Origin of the sequence: uncultured Thermosynechococcus sp., from assembly GCF_938074695.1 — a bacterium.
Classification (GTDB): domain Bacteria; phylum Cyanobacteriota; class Cyanobacteriia; order Thermosynechococcales; family Thermosynechococcaceae; genus Thermosynechococcus.
Window position 1 is genome coordinate 16,748 of the sequence record NZ_CALJEM010000020.1, and the last position, 12,766, is coordinate 29,513.

The 12,766-nt window shown below is 53.7% G+C and carries 13 protein-coding genes; 4 read left to right on the forward strand and 9 right to left on the reverse strand.

Annotated features, from left to right (window positions below; genetic code table 11):
- The first annotated feature begins 71 nt into the window (after positions 1-71).
- Positions 72-557, forward strand: a complete 486-nt coding sequence (gene apcD / locus Q0683_RS02820) for an allophycocyanin subunit alpha-B (protein ID WP_298614126.1) — start codon at positions 72-74, stop codon at positions 555-557.
- Between the two features lie 1,273 nt (positions 558-1,830).
- Here the strand turns inward: apcD and Q0683_RS02830 are convergent.
- The 4 genes from Q0683_RS02830 to Q0683_RS02845 form a co-directional block, all read right to left on the reverse strand.
- Entirely contained in the window at positions 1,831-2,970 is a 1,140-nt protein-coding gene (locus Q0683_RS02830; RefSeq protein ID WP_366142720.1) for an AI-2E family transporter, read from the reverse strand.
- 88 nt (positions 2,971-3,058) lie between these two features.
- Positions 3,059-4,153: a metallophosphoesterase gene (locus tag Q0683_RS02835; protein ID WP_298614122.1), complete on the reverse strand. Its 1,095-nt coding sequence runs from the start codon at positions 4,151-4,153 to the stop codon at positions 3,059-3,061.
- Positions 4,154-4,162: 9 nt separating this feature from the next.
- Positions 4,163-5,719, reverse strand: coding sequence for a bifunctional phosphoribosylaminoimidazolecarboxamide formyltransferase/IMP cyclohydrolase (gene purH, locus Q0683_RS02840; RefSeq protein ID WP_298614120.1), 1,557 nt, complete (start codon positions 5,717-5,719; stop codon positions 4,163-4,165).
- Positions 5,720-5,756: 37 nt separating this feature from the next.
- The gene (locus tag Q0683_RS02845) at positions 5,757-6,791 is read right to left on the reverse strand and encodes a ribose-phosphate pyrophosphokinase (RefSeq protein ID WP_366142721.1); all 1,035 of its coding nucleotides are present in this window, start codon (positions 6,789-6,791) and stop codon (positions 5,757-5,759) included.
- A 93-nt stretch (positions 6,792-6,884) separates the two neighbouring features.
- Between Q0683_RS02845 and Q0683_RS02850 the strand changes: the two genes are divergently transcribed.
- Positions 6,885-7,781: a carbohydrate ABC transporter permease gene (locus tag Q0683_RS02850; RefSeq protein ID WP_299044175.1), complete on the forward strand. Its 897-nt coding sequence runs from the start codon at positions 6,885-6,887 to the stop codon at positions 7,779-7,781.
- On the opposite strand, the gene Q0683_RS02855 is transcribed toward Q0683_RS02850, so the two are convergent.
- The 5 genes from Q0683_RS02855 to Q0683_RS02875 all read right to left on the reverse strand — a co-directional run bounded on the left by Q0683_RS02855 (position 7,778) and on the right by Q0683_RS02875 (position 11,559).
- A complete protein-coding gene (locus Q0683_RS02855) occupies positions 7,778-7,897 on the reverse strand; it encodes a photosystem II reaction center protein J (protein ID WP_071823295.1) in 120 nt (39 codons plus the stop codon). The genes Q0683_RS02850 and Q0683_RS02855 overlap by 4 nt on opposite strands.
- A gap of 44 nt (positions 7,898-7,941) precedes the next feature.
- Positions 7,942-8,055, reverse strand: a complete 114-nt coding sequence (locus tag Q0683_RS02860; RefSeq protein ID WP_149820459.1) for a photosystem II reaction center protein L — start codon at positions 8,053-8,055, stop codon at positions 7,942-7,944.
- 12 nt (positions 8,056-8,067) lie between these two features.
- Positions 8,068-8,205: a cytochrome b559 subunit beta gene (gene psbF, locus Q0683_RS02865; protein ID WP_298614113.1), complete on the reverse strand. Its 138-nt coding sequence runs from the start codon at positions 8,203-8,205 to the stop codon at positions 8,068-8,070.
- A gap of 7 nt (positions 8,206-8,212) precedes the next feature.
- The gene (gene psbE, locus Q0683_RS02870; RefSeq protein ID WP_011057381.1) at positions 8,213-8,467 is read right to left on the reverse strand and encodes a cytochrome b559 subunit alpha; all 255 of its coding nucleotides are present in this window, start codon (positions 8,465-8,467) and stop codon (positions 8,213-8,215) included.
- 194 nt (positions 8,468-8,661) lie between these two features.
- Positions 8,662-11,559, reverse strand: a complete 2,898-nt coding sequence (locus tag Q0683_RS02875; RefSeq protein WP_298976199.1) for a CHASE2 domain-containing protein — start codon at positions 11,557-11,559, stop codon at positions 8,662-8,664.
- Between Q0683_RS02875 and Q0683_RS02880 the strand changes: the two genes are divergently transcribed.
- Both Q0683_RS02880 and chlG read left to right on the forward strand, forming a co-directional pair.
- Positions 11,558-11,692 (forward strand): hypothetical protein, encoded by a 135-nt coding sequence (locus Q0683_RS02880; protein WP_298976201.1) that lies wholly within the window; start codon positions 11,558-11,560, stop codon positions 11,690-11,692. The genes Q0683_RS02875 and Q0683_RS02880 overlap by 2 nt on opposite strands.
- 71 nt (positions 11,693-11,763) lie before the next feature.
- Positions 11,764-12,759, forward strand: coding sequence for a chlorophyll synthase ChlG (gene chlG / locus Q0683_RS02885; protein ID WP_298614515.1), 996 nt, complete (start codon positions 11,764-11,766; stop codon positions 12,757-12,759).
- Positions 12,760-12,766 lie beyond the last annotated feature (7 nt).

The window sequence follows — 12,766 nt, forward strand, 5'->3', positions numbered from 1 at the left end:
TTGATATTGGTGGCGTCAACAAGGGGTCACCGTCCTCTAAAATGAGGGATGTATTAAGCGGTGTTAGCAATATGAGTGTCATTAGTCAGGTTCTTCTTAAAGCGGATGATGAATTACGCTACCCCACCACGGGCGAACTACAGACGATTATTGACTTTTTCCGAACGGGTGAGCAACGTCTCCGCATTGCCACAACACTGGCCGAAAATGAGAAACGTATTGTTGAGCAAGCCAGTAAACAACTGTGGCAGAAGCGGCCTGACTTCATCTCACCGGGGGGGAATGCCTACGGTCAGAAACAGCGTGCCCTCTGTCTGCGCGACTATAGCTGGTATATGCGCCTGATTACCTATGGCATCCTTGCGGGTGACAAAGACCCCATTGAGCGCACGGGCATTATTGGTGTACGGGAAATGTACAACTCCCTGGGCGTGCCAATGGCTGGCATGGCAGAAGCAATCCGTTGCCTGAAGGAGGCCTCCTTGGCACTGCTGAGCACCGAAGATGCCGAAGTTGCTGCTCCCTATTTTGATTACATTATTCAGGAAATGTCCTAGGACAAGGGGCAACACCACGCCCAGTGGCCGCTTGTTTGAACCCCTAAGGGGGCAAGGCCACCCTCTATGAAACAGCCCCTCGAAGTCGTCATTTTGAGTAATGGCCCCGGTGAACTGGCCACGTGGGTCTATCCCTTTGTGACGGCGCTGCGGCAACAGGTCAAACAAGGCATCCGAGTCTCAGTGGTGATGGTTCCCTGTCCCCATGCCAGTGGTCAGGAGGCGGAGATTGCCCGCCGCTATCCAGGGGTAGATCGCGTGCTGCCGGCCACAGAGTTTTGGCACCTTGTGCGCACAAAGACCACTCGCAGCAAATGGGATTGGTTTCCCCAAGGGGTTGTGGTCTTTTTGGGAGGCGATCAACTGTTTGCAGTCCTGCTGGCCAAGCGGCTAGGCTATCGCTGTGTGCTCTACTGTGAGTGGCAGGCACGTTGGCAAAGGTGGGTAGATGGCATTGGGCTGCGCCGTCCTTTACCCATGGGCAAAACCAGCGCCAAGGTGGCGGTGGTGGGAGATCTGATGACCGATGTGCAAGCCCTTGCCCTCGATTCTTTGCCTGATGTACGCCAGCAGTTAGGCCTTGCCCCAGAGGCTCCCCTTGTGGGTCTGATGGTCGGTTCCAAGCCCAATAAACTTAAGTTGGGGGTACCCCTTTGCCTGGCGATCGCCGACCATTTAGCTGCCGCCCATCCCCCGATTTCCTGTGTGATTCCCGTGGCACCCACCCTGACGCTCAACACCCTTAGCGGTTACGCCGATCCCCACTTTAACTCGGAACTCAAGCACGTTGAGGGCACCACTGCCACACTCATCCAACCCAAGGAAGGGTTGCCCTATTTGGAGACGCCAAGGGGAACGAAAATCTATCTCTGGCAGCAGCTACCCAACTATCCTCTCCTACGGCAACTTGCTCTCTGTGTCACTACCGTTGGCGCCAATACCGCAGAACTTGCCGCCTTGAATGTGCCGATGATTGTTCTGTTGCCTGCTCAACAGTTACGGGTACGGCGAGCACACCCTTGGGATGGCTTAGCGGGCTTACTGGTGGGCTTGCCGGCGATCGGACGGCAGTGGACGGCGCTGGTCTTTTGGGCACTCGTCGCCAAAGGATTGGGCTGGCGGCGCTTTTGGCAGTTGTGGCGATCGCCCCAAATAGATTGGGCCTTGGTAAAACAGGGGCTTGGCTACAAGGCGTGGCCGAATATCTGGGCGGGCAGAGAAATTGTACCGGAGCTGGTGGGTCCCATTGAGCCGGCGGCGGTGGCGGATTACATTAAGTATCTTCTGAATCACCCTCAGGAATTGAGTCAGATGCGGCAGGACTTGCAGGCGCAGGTGGGTGCGGCGGGGGCGGCGGCAAAACTGGTGGATTTGACGCTTCAGGTGGCGGGTTGGGCTGCCAGCGATCCAGAATGTCCTTGAGCACAATTTCCGTAAACCAAATCTGACCCACAATCACCAAGGGCAGCGCCAACAGCAATCCTAAAAAGCCGAAGAAAATCGCAAACACAATTTGCGAAACGAGGGTGACCGCCGGTAGTAGCGCCACCTGTTTGGCCATGACGACGGGTACCAGTAGGTACTGCTCCAACTGTTGAATGACAATGTAGGCAATCAGCACCGCCACTGCTCGCCAAGGGTTGTCAATAAAAGCAATGATCATCGGTGGAATCACACTCAAAGCAGGGCCAATATTGGGAATTGCCTCCAGAAGACCCGCCAAAAAGGCATTGGCCAAGACCAACCGTACCCCCAGCAGAGCAAGAACAATGCCGCTGACTACGCCGATTACGAGCATATTCAGGCCTGTGCCCGCCAGCCACGCCAAGAGTGCCTGTTCACTTTCAGTGAGAATGGTGTCAATGCGAGACCGATAAAAAGCTGGAAACAGGCGAATAAAACCGCGGCGGTAGGGCTGGGGATCAATCACGAGCATCACCGTCAGCACCAAGACCAGCAGCGTATTCAGTAAGACCGCCAGTGTATTGGAAAAGAGGGCAAAGAAGTTATTGAAAATTTGCTCAAGGAACGGCTCTAATTGGGTAATTAGCCGATTAATTACAGGAGTGTCATCAAAGCCGCTACTTGGTAAAAGGTAAGCAATCTCATCAAGCCATGCCTCCAGTCGCTCCAGACCTTTGGGAATCAATACCCCCAGTTGCTGCGCTTCTTGCAAAAAGGGGGGAATAATCATCCAAAAGAAGCCAAGGATGATCAGGAAAGTCAAGCTAATACTGATGGCGATCGCCCGTCCCCGTTGCAGTCCCCAGCTTTGGAGCCGCAGTTGTAGCCAGTTGAGGGCCGTTGCCAAGACCACCGCTAAGAAGACTAAAAGCAACACTTGGCGAATCTCCCAGAGGATGTAGAGACACACCCCCAAAACCAATAGCCCAATCCACTGCCCAAACGTCACCGTTTTGCGTCCAATCCCGACCTCAACTCCCTATTAGAATAGGATTAGAGTAGGTTTTGAAGCCCTCTCCGCCCAACCCCCGACTTGGCTAGAGGAGAAAGACGGTATTGTTGTCGCGGAGCTGGGGATACTCCGCTGGGGGTCTGTGATTGAACTGGGCAAAGTAGGCGGCCAAGGGTTCCGGTAGGGTCGGTAGCGTGACTTGGGTATCTCCCTTGGCAATTTCCGGCCAGAGGAACGAGAGAGCTTGGGCGAGGGGCTTGGCCTCAGCTTCCGATAAATTAAAAGGCGGCAAGGTAAGAAAGCGCACCATAAACCCCACACCGCGCTGAAGCATCCATTCCCGCGAGAGATCACTCAAGGTGGGGTAGGCACTGAGGGACTCAATGCGGTAGGATTCCACATCCACTTGCCACCCCCCCTGGGGGCGTTCCTGCAGAATGAGCCGACGATAGGGATGGGGATAGCTCACCAGCGAACCGGTCGTTAGGTCAAACAGACCCCCCTCATAGGCAATGTCTTGAACATGGAGATGTCCGGTTAAGACCAATGACACCCCTGCCGATCGCAATAGGTTCAATAGCTCTGCCCGATTCTCCAAGAGGTAGCGCTGCCCCATCGGACTTTGGCTTTGCTGTGGCCAATGCTCAAGGACATTGTGGTGAATCATCACAAGGCGCAGCCCAGAAAAGGGTTCTGCCAATAGAGCCGCCAACCATGCTAGTTGTCCTTGATCAACTGCTCCCACCTGCTGACCCGTTGAGCTAAATTGGTTGGAATTTAGGGCAATCAGTTGCAGATTGTCTGCGAGCAGGGTTTGATAGTAATGCTTGAGGCTCTTGCCATAGCCAGCGTGGGCATACCACTGGGGAAACTCAGCCCAGCCAATACGGTTGTTATCCCCTAGAGCAAGAGGCACATCGTGATTTCCCGGAATGACATAGCAGGGAATGGGCAGGGTTTGCAGATAGGTACTGAGCCAGCAATGGTTTGCCCGCTCGCCATCCCGTGTCAGATCGCCGGGAATCAGGAGGGCATCAATTCCCAGCCCTAGGAGATGGGCAACGGCGGCTTCAAAGGCAGGGATACTGATTTCGTAGAGAAAAATAGGGGGAGAATCTGTCGGAATAGTCGCCGGCAGGGCAATGTGGGGATCACTGATAATTCCGAGTCGCACCGCCATCGCTATTTCCTAGTGGCGGAAGTGTCGCCGGTTGGTAAAGACCATGGCAATTCCCGCTTCATTGGCTGCTTGGATAGACTCATTATCCCGCAGACTGCCTCCTGGTTGAATAATCGCGGCAATACCGGCACGGGCAGCGGCTTGCACAGAATCGGCAAAGGGAAAAAAGCCATCACTGGCCAGCACCCCTCCGCGCGCTGCCTCCCCTGCCTGATCAAGGGCAATTTTGACAGCCCCGACGCGATTCATTTGACCTGCACCAATCCCTTGGGTTTGGCGATCGCGACTGACCACAATGGCATTGGACTTCACATGCTTCACCACTTTCCAAGCAAAGATCAGTTCGGCCATGAACTCTGGCGGGGGTTCTGTGACCGTCACCACCTGCCAAGTGTGCGGTTCAATTGGCGCTGCCTGCATCTCTTGGAGAAGAAACCCCCCAGCAATTGTCTGTACTGTAACAGGAGGAGCAGTTTCTAACTCCCCTAGGGTTAAAACCCGCATCTTCGGCTTGGTTTTTAGGATGGGCAGCGCCGCTTCCTCACAGGCGGGAGCCACGACACATTCTAAAAAGGTACGGGTTAGGGCTTCAGCCGTGGCCACATCCAAGGGGCGGTTGAGGGCAACAATGCCGCCAAAGGCAGAGACGCTATCCGCCGCAAGGGCACGCTCGTAGGCTGCCACTAGGGTCTTGCCCTCAGCGACGCCACAGGGATTGGTGTGTTTGACAATGACGGCAGCGGGGGCACTGTCCCCTAAGAATTCGCTAATAACGCCCCGTGCGGCTTCCAAATCCAGCAGGTTGTTGTAACTGAGTTCTTTGCCTTGGAGCAGCTCAGCTGTAGCCCAACCCCTAGGGTGTGCCCCCGTCATATACCAAGCCGCCCTTTGATGGGGATTTTCCCCATAGCGCAGAACTTGTTTTTGCTGTCCGATAAGGTGAAAGACGGGGGGCAGAATCTCCGCTGGAGCACCAGGCGAAGTGATTTCTTGGAGATACGTGGCGATCGCCTGATCGTAACAGGCGGTCAGGGCAAAGGCTCGCTGAGCACAGGCCAAGCGAAAAGCAGGCTGAGGTTCACCGTAAAGACGCAGTTCCTGAAGGTAGGTCTCATATTGGCTCGGATCTACCAAGACCGTTACATAGGCATGGTTTTTGGCAGCAGCGCGGATGAGCGTGGGGCCTCCAATGTCAATCTGCTCAATGGCCTCTCCCAGCGTGACGTTGGGTCGGGCAATGGTTTCCGCAAAGGGATAGAGATTGGCAACCACTAGATCAATGGGATTGATCCCTTGGGCTTGCAGATCAGCTTGGTCTGCCGGGCGATCGCGCCGTGCCAAGATGCCGCCGTGAATTTTGGGGTGCAGGGTCTTGACCCGTCCGCCGAGAATTTCCGCTGCTCCTGTGTACTCAGCAACAGTGGTTACAGGAATTCCTGCCGCTTGCAAGGTCTTTGCAGTGCCGCCGCTACTTAAGAGCGTAAAGCCAAACTCCTGCACCAAGGCCGTTGCCAACTCCACCAGTCCTTGCTTATTACTGGTGCTAAGTAAGGCAATTCGCCCCATGACCGCCTTCCTCCTCGGTGACTGGGAACACCTAATTTTAGCGGAACATGCTGCTCACAGAGCTATCTTCATGAATCCGCCAAATGGTTTCTCCAAGAATACTCGCCACCGAAAGCACTGTCAGTTGGGGGAAGCGTTGGTTTTCCGGCACCGGAATGGTGTTAGTCACAATGACCTCTTCAAAGTCACCCCCTTGCAGGCGCTCAATCGCCGGCGGTGAAAATACGGCATGGGTAGCACAGGCATAGACTTCCTTGGCACCTTCCCGCCGCAGGACTCGTGCCCCCTCTAGGATCGTGCCCGCTGTATCAATCATGTCGTCCACCAGCACTGCCGTTTTGCCCTTAACATCCCCCACCACATTCATCACTTCGGCCACATTGTGGGCTTGGCGTCGCTTATCAATAATGGCGAGGGGCGCATCGTCAAGTTTATTGGCAAAGGCACGGGCGCGGGCTACCCCCCCCACATCGGGAGAGACTACAACAATATCCTCTAGATTTTTGCTGCGCAGGTAGTCAAGGAGTACGGGCGAAGCATACACATGATCTACAGGAATGTCAAAGTACCCCTGAATTTGCGCCGAGTGCAAATCCATGGCCAAGACGCGACTTGCCCCTGCTTGAGTGATCAGATTGGCCACTAATTTAGCGGTAATAGATTCACGGCCGGCGGTCTTGCGATCGGCACGGGCATAGCCATAGTAGGGAATTACCGCAGTCACTTGACGGGCGGAAGCGCGGCGGCAGGCATCCACCATAATCAGCAGTTCCATTAGGTGGTCGTTGACGGGTCGGCAACAGGGCTGAATTAGATAGACATCACAACCGCGAATGGATTCTTGAATCTGCACATACAGTTCGCCATCAGCAAACCGCTTGCGCACCATTGGGCCGAGATCAATACCGAGGTAGCGGGCAATTTCCTGAGCAAGGGCAGTATTGGCAGAACCCGAAAACAGCTTTAGACGACTGTGATCAGAAGCGTGAGAGGGGGTCGTCGTGGGCAATGGCGCAGTGTGAATCACAGCATCTCCCCAAGATGGCGTGCATTTTGAGTTCGATCTTATCATTTCCAACTTCGGGAGCCACTACCCTAGGGTTGAATTTATAGGAAAATTAGGAAAATTATAGAAAAACAAATTTTGAGGTCATCATCTTTACCAATGGCGCGATCGCAATTCCGACAATTGGGGGATGTTTTCTTGTCACCGACAGGTGTAGCTTGGTTATTCCTCTTACCTGCACTGTTATTTTTGACAATTTTTGTTTTTTTGCCGATTCTGTACCTAGTCTATCTCAGTTTTACAACCGGTAGTTTTAGTCAGGAAGGGGTGCGCTGGGTTGGCCTCCAGAACTATCAACAGTTGTTCCTCAGTCCCGACTTTTGGCAGGTGATTGGCAATACCCTCTATTTCACAGCAGCAACGGTACTACCGACAATTGGGCTGCCCCTACTATTGGCGGTGGGTCTCAACCAAGCAATTGCCGGACGGGATCTTTTGCGTACAGCCTACTTTTTGCCGACAATGACCTCAATTGTTGCCGCCGGTTTAGGCTTTCGTTGGTTGTTTCAAAGCGATGGCCCGGTGAATCAACTCCTGCAAAGGTTAGGGGGTGAACCCATTGCTTGGCTGAGTGATCCAACATGGGCAATGCCGGTGCTGATTTTGCTCAGTAGTTGGAAGCAGTTGGGGTTTAATCTAGTGGTTTTTTTGGCGGGGTTGCAGACCATTCCTCGCGATCGCTACGAAGCCGCCCTCCTCGATGGTGCCAACGCTTGGCAACGGTTTCGCTACATTACACTGCCGGGGCTGCAACCTACTCTAATCCTTGTGTTTGTGACAACCACCATTTTTACCTTGCGCAGTTTTGAACAGGTCTATGTGGTGACTGGCGGTGGCCCCCTAGATACAACAAACCTGCTGGTATTTTATATTTACCAACAGGCCTTTGCATTATTCGACTTTGGTTATGCCGCTGCGGCGGCAACAGTTCTTTTGGGAGTGACGCTTGGACTCCTCTGGCTACAGTTGCGTACGCGCCAAGACCCCACCTTCTAGAGAGAGGAGCCAAGACCGGCGTAGGCACCGTAGAAGAAAAGTCCCACAATGACAATCACTCCCATGCCGGCCACTGTGGCCACAATCCACAGGGGAATACGCCCACCTTCAGACAACATGATTAATTCCTCCTAGGCAAATTCGGGTGTGGGAAAGAGTTTTAGTTAAAGAAGTAGCTGGAAAAAAGCAACGCAAGGACAAAGATCAACAGCAATCCTAGATACAGGGATGTGCGATTTAGTTCGACGGGCTGACGATTTGGATTCGGTTCCATGGCTGTACCTTCCTAACGGTGGATAAACTGCATTGCCGCGATCGCCCCGAGGAAGAAAATCGTGGGCACAGCAAGCGTATGAACGGCCACCCAGCGGACCGTAAAAATGGGGTAAGAAACGGGTTCTTGATTAGGAGTGTTACTGGTCATGGCAATCCTACTTCAACTGTTCTAAGAAGGTTTCAACTTGTTGTTTGGCTTCAAAGCGATCGGTCACCAGCGGGATTGACCGCTGCTCCTGAGCATAGTAGCTGTCAGGGCGGGGGGTGCCAAACACATCATAGGCCAAGCCGGTGCTGACAAAAAGCCAGCCTGCAATAAACAACGCCGGAATGGTGATACTGTGAATCACCCAATAACGGACACTAGTGATAATGTCGGAAAATGGTCGTTCTCCTGTCGTTCCAGCCACGTTGCGATGCCTCCAAAGTGTCTAATGTCTAGCAAAGGAAACGCTACTATCCATCATACAGCTTTTTTTCACAAGGATTTAACTACGTAAATCCACCCTCCCGCCCAAGATAAAGCAGCCGCGAAAGTGGGCAAGTGGCTGTTGCAGAACTGCAAGCTCCCTAGAGAGCCTAAACAGTCTCAAACAGTGGCTCGCTAGAGGCCGGCCTTGGCGAGATCATTGAGTACCTCCTCGGCGCTCTGGTAGCGATCCCGAAAGTTATATCTGATCATTTTGTTGATAATGGCAACAAACTGCGGCGACAGATGCCGTCCCGGCTGCCAGACAATATCCCCCGTGTGGGGGTCAGAGGGCAAATCCATTGGAGCAAGTCCCGTCAGGCCCTCAACAATAACCATGCCCAAAGAGTAAATATCACTGGCAATCACGGGTCGTCCTGCCATTTGCTCGCTAGGGGCATAACCACGGGTACCAATTGAAATCGTGTATTTGCCGTGCTGAAGTAAATCTTCCGGCTGGACATGGCGTACCGCCCCAAAGTCAATCAAAAACAGTTGTTGATCACTGCGGCGGCGCAAGATATTGGCGGGCTTAATATCCCGATGCACCACCCCAAACTGATGCACATACTGCAAAATCTCCAGAATACCCTTAAGAATGGCGAGGGCTTCGGCTTGGGAGAGGGTAACTTTCTTTTCAAACTCCTCTTTGAGAGATTCGCCATCCACATATTCCTGGGCGAGATAGAAATATCCCCCCTCCTCAAAATACGCCAGCAGTCGAGGGATATGCTCGTGTTGACCCAATCGGGCTAATGTTTCTGCTTCCCGCTGAAAGAGGCGACGGGCAATGGCTAAAAAGCGTTCATCCTTACGGGAGGGCACCAACTGCTTGACCACGCAAATCGGATGATCCGGCAGGTGTAAATCCGCGGCCAAGAACGTTCGTCCAAATCCTCCTTCTCCCAGTTGACTCAGGAGACGGTAGCGTCCCCCCACCGTTTGGAGCAGTGGTTCACTAGGTTCCTCGGCAATCTCAGAAACGGCGGTGGTTTCCGGCTGCGTGCCGCTCGGTGTTTGCGGCTCTGTGGTTGGGGGTGCCGACGAGGGGACGGCCATAGTGCAAATCTCCTCTGGGAGCTGGGTGGGATCTGCAGGCGGTGTAGGTAAGGGGTCAGGGTTGGACGGTTGTGTTTCCAGTAGGTCTGTTCGCGGAGCCTCTGGAATTGGCAATTGGGTTTCGGGCAAGTCCGCACTGGTGGTGAACTGGGTTGATGGTATCGAGATTGGTTCTGGGGGAGTCAGTGGCTGAGGAAGGGGAAGTTGTGTTTCAGGCAAATCGGCACCGGCGAGGCTAGGGGTCTCCCGGAGGGTTGTTAAGGCTTCGGGAACCGTTAGTTGGGTTTCCGCTGAATCAAGGCGCAGGGTCGGGGGTATTTCTGGGGGAGTTGTAGGAACCCCCCTCTGAGTTTCGGGAAGATCAACCTTCGTGGGTTCAGGAGCAGTCGTGGCAGTTTCTGGCAAATCTGTAGCGGCAGGTGCCGCCTCCTCAGCGTGAACCACTAAGAAGGTTTCCCTCTCGGTGATGGGCTGTGGTGCTGTCTCGCGAATTTCTGTGGGTGGAATTTGATCCACGACGGAGGTGAGGAGGGTGGGGGCCGTGTGGGGGTTATCCCCAGTGGCGGGGGGTGGGGTGGGTTCAACGGGGGTAAAGGGAATCGCCGTTTCAGGTTGCAGCACCGTTGCGTTGGCATCCGTCTCTAGGCGAGAGACTTCTGTTGGCGGGGTTTCGGGAATTTCCAAAATGGGGGCTGATTGGGGTGTGGTTGGTTGACCTACGCCTTCAGTAATGAACTCCAAGGGAGCAGCCGTTGGTGTAGAGGGGCTAGAGATAGCGCGGTAGCCCAGCAGCAAAACCGCAGCGCTGCCAAAGCCAACGAGAGGCGCAACTAAGGGAATCCAACTTCCCTGTAAAAAGAATAGAAAGGTGAGGCCACTTAAGCTCAATCCTCCGGCCACTAGCAGCGGCACAATCACCCAACGGTGTCCCTTGGCGATGATCAGGGCACCTAAGCCAGACCAAACAAGAATCCAAAGGGCGATCGCCCCCTCTGGCCATGTCCCCATGGGAGAACGGTTATCGAGGGCCGCTGCCAGTAGATCTTCAAGGATGGCTGCTTGAACCAGTACACCGGGGGTAAGGCGGTTGGTTTGCCCCGGCAATGCCATTGGAATTAAAAACTTGTCGTTGCTGCTGCCAGTGAGGCCAATAAGTACGGCGCGATCGCGCACCTTCGAGGGCAGCACTTGACCTGTCAGCACCTCCCTTAGGGTGACTGTTTCATAGGGCTGGGTCGGGTGGGCATAGTTGATTAGGATTTGAAACCCTGCGGCATCTAGGTTGTTGTAGCCCCCCCAGTGGCTGGTTAAGGCCTGAAAATGAGCCGTTCCTAATTCAAGGCGGTTCTGAGTCACAGCTTGGGGATTCATCCCCAGAAAAACACGCGCCAAGGCCAGGGCAAAGGATTGAGGGGTAGAGCAGCGATCGCGAGCTTCTGGCTGGCTGGCGAGAATGGCACGGCGCACCACTCCATCCTCATCAATGGGAATGTCGGCAAACCCCACCTGCTCATTCGGCAGTCCAGCGGGAGGCGCAATTCCGGGATTTCCTTCGCTCCCTACTTTGCAGACAATGACGGTGTTGGGCTGGGTCATCATCACCCGTCCGAGGGAGGGTAGCACATCAGTGGGTGGTTTGAAGCGATCGGGAATCGGAAAATCCCGAAAAATATCAATGCCAATGACCTTGGGTTGATACTTTTGCAACTCATTGACGGCTTGAATGAGCACTTCGTCAGGAATCGGGTACTGCTTGAGGGCTTGAATGTCATCTTCAGTAATCTTGACAATCAGGAGTCGCTGAGATGTGGCCGGTGTCGATCGCCAGCGCAGCCATTGGTCATAGACTCTTAATTCCAAGGGTTCCAGCAGGCCGCCCAGCCGCAGGGCAAGGACGCCCACTGTGGCGATCGCAGTCGCAATGACCGCCGGTAAGGTGCGTTTAAGATGATCAGGGCTAGATACAGAGGTCATGGCACAATCTGGGGCTGTTCTGCTGACGCTGCAAGATTCTAAAAGCAGTTTTGCTTCTATCCTGACCTACAGCACCGGCGATCGGCAAATTGAGGCCCACAAGCTTTACAGCATTACATTCTTCTTGCTCTAGAGCAGGGGTTCCTCTAGAAGAAGGGGAAACGACTATAATCAGTGAGGTGATTGCTGAGCACAACAGGCGCTATGACGGAAATCCCCGATTCAACGACGACTTCAACATCCTCGGAAAGGACAACGGCAGCAGCACGTCAACTGCTGGGCATGAAAGGTGCCAAAAGCGGCGAGACCAATATCTGGAAAATTCGCCTGCAATTGATGAAGCCGATTACATGGATTCCCCTCATGTGGGGCGTCGTCTGTGGCGCTGCATCGTCGGGAGGATTTACTTGGAGTCTGGAGGATGTGCTCAAGGCAGCCACCTGCATGCTGCTATCGGGGCCTTTGATGGCTGGCTATACGCAAACGCTCAATGACTACTACGATCGCGAGATTGATGCGATTAATGAGCCTTACCGCCCGATTCCCTCCGGGGCAATTTCCCTCAATCAAGTGCGGGCACAGATTATTGTTTTGCTTCTTGCAGGCTTAGGTCTCGCTGTCTTACTGGATCTGTGGGCCAATCATCCCACATTCCCCGTGACCAAAATTGCTTTGCTTGGGGGCTTTTTGGCCTATATTTATTCTGCACCGCCTCTGAAATTGAAAAAGAATGGTTGGCTTGGTAATTATGCCTTGGGGGCAAGCTATATTGCGTTGCCATGGTGGGCAGGCCATGCGCTTTTTGGTGAATTGACGCCGACAATTGTAATTTTGACGTTGATTTATAGTCTGGCGGGCTTGGGCATTGCCATTGTCAACGACTTCAAAAGTGTTGAGGGCGATCGCCAACTGGGCTTGGCGTCACTGCCGGTAATGTTTGGCGTCACGACCGCCGCATGGATTTGTGTCTTGATGATTGACATTTTCCAATTGGGAATTGCGGGCTACTTAATGGCAATTCATGCCAATCTCTACGCAGTGCTCCTAATTTTGCTGATTATTCCCCAAATTGTGTTTCAGGATATGTACTTCCTGCGGGATCCCGTAAAAAATGACGTAAAGTACCAAGCCAGTGCCCAGCCCTTTTTAGTCCTAGGCATGTTGGTGGTGGGTTTAGCCCTTGGCCGGACAGCGGTGTAATTGGAGG

What these genes read in the sequence shown, in the direction of transcription:
- apcD (WP_298614126.1), top strand. Translation starts at nt 72, where the DNA reads ATGAGTGTCATTAGTCAGGTTCTTCTTAAAGCGGATGATGAATTACGC.
- Q0683_RS02835 (WP_298614122.1), bottom strand. Translation starts at nt 4,153, where the DNA reads ATGGCGGTGCGACTCGGAATTATCAGTGATCCCCACATTGCCCTGCCG.
- purH (WP_298614120.1), bottom strand. Translation starts at nt 5,719, where the DNA reads ATGGGGCGAATTGCCTTACTTAGCACCAGTAATAAGCAAGGACTGGTG.
- Q0683_RS02845 (WP_366142721.1), bottom strand. Translation starts at nt 6,791, where the DNA reads ATGATAAGATCGAACTCAAAATGCACGCCATCTTGGGGAGATGCTGTG.
- Q0683_RS02850 (WP_299044175.1), top strand. Translation starts at nt 6,885, where the DNA reads ATGGCGCGATCGCAATTCCGACAATTGGGGGATGTTTTCTTGTCACCG.
- Q0683_RS02860 (WP_149820459.1), bottom strand. Translation starts at nt 8,055, where the DNA reads ATGGAACCGAATCCAAATCGTCAGCCCGTCGAACTAAATCGCACATCC.
- psbF (WP_298614113.1), bottom strand. Translation starts at nt 8,205, where the DNA reads ATGACCAGTAACACTCCTAATCAAGAACCCGTTTCTTACCCCATTTTT.
- Q0683_RS02880 (WP_298976201.1), top strand. Translation starts at nt 11,558, where the DNA reads ATGGCACAATCTGGGGCTGTTCTGCTGACGCTGCAAGATTCTAAAAGC.
- Q0683_RS02875 (WP_298976199.1), bottom strand. Translation starts at nt 11,559, where the DNA reads ATGACCTCTGTATCTAGCCCTGATCATCTTAAACGCACCTTACCGGCG.
- chlG (WP_298614515.1), top strand. Translation starts at nt 11,764, where the DNA reads ATGACGGAAATCCCCGATTCAACGACGACTTCAACATCCTCGGAAAGG.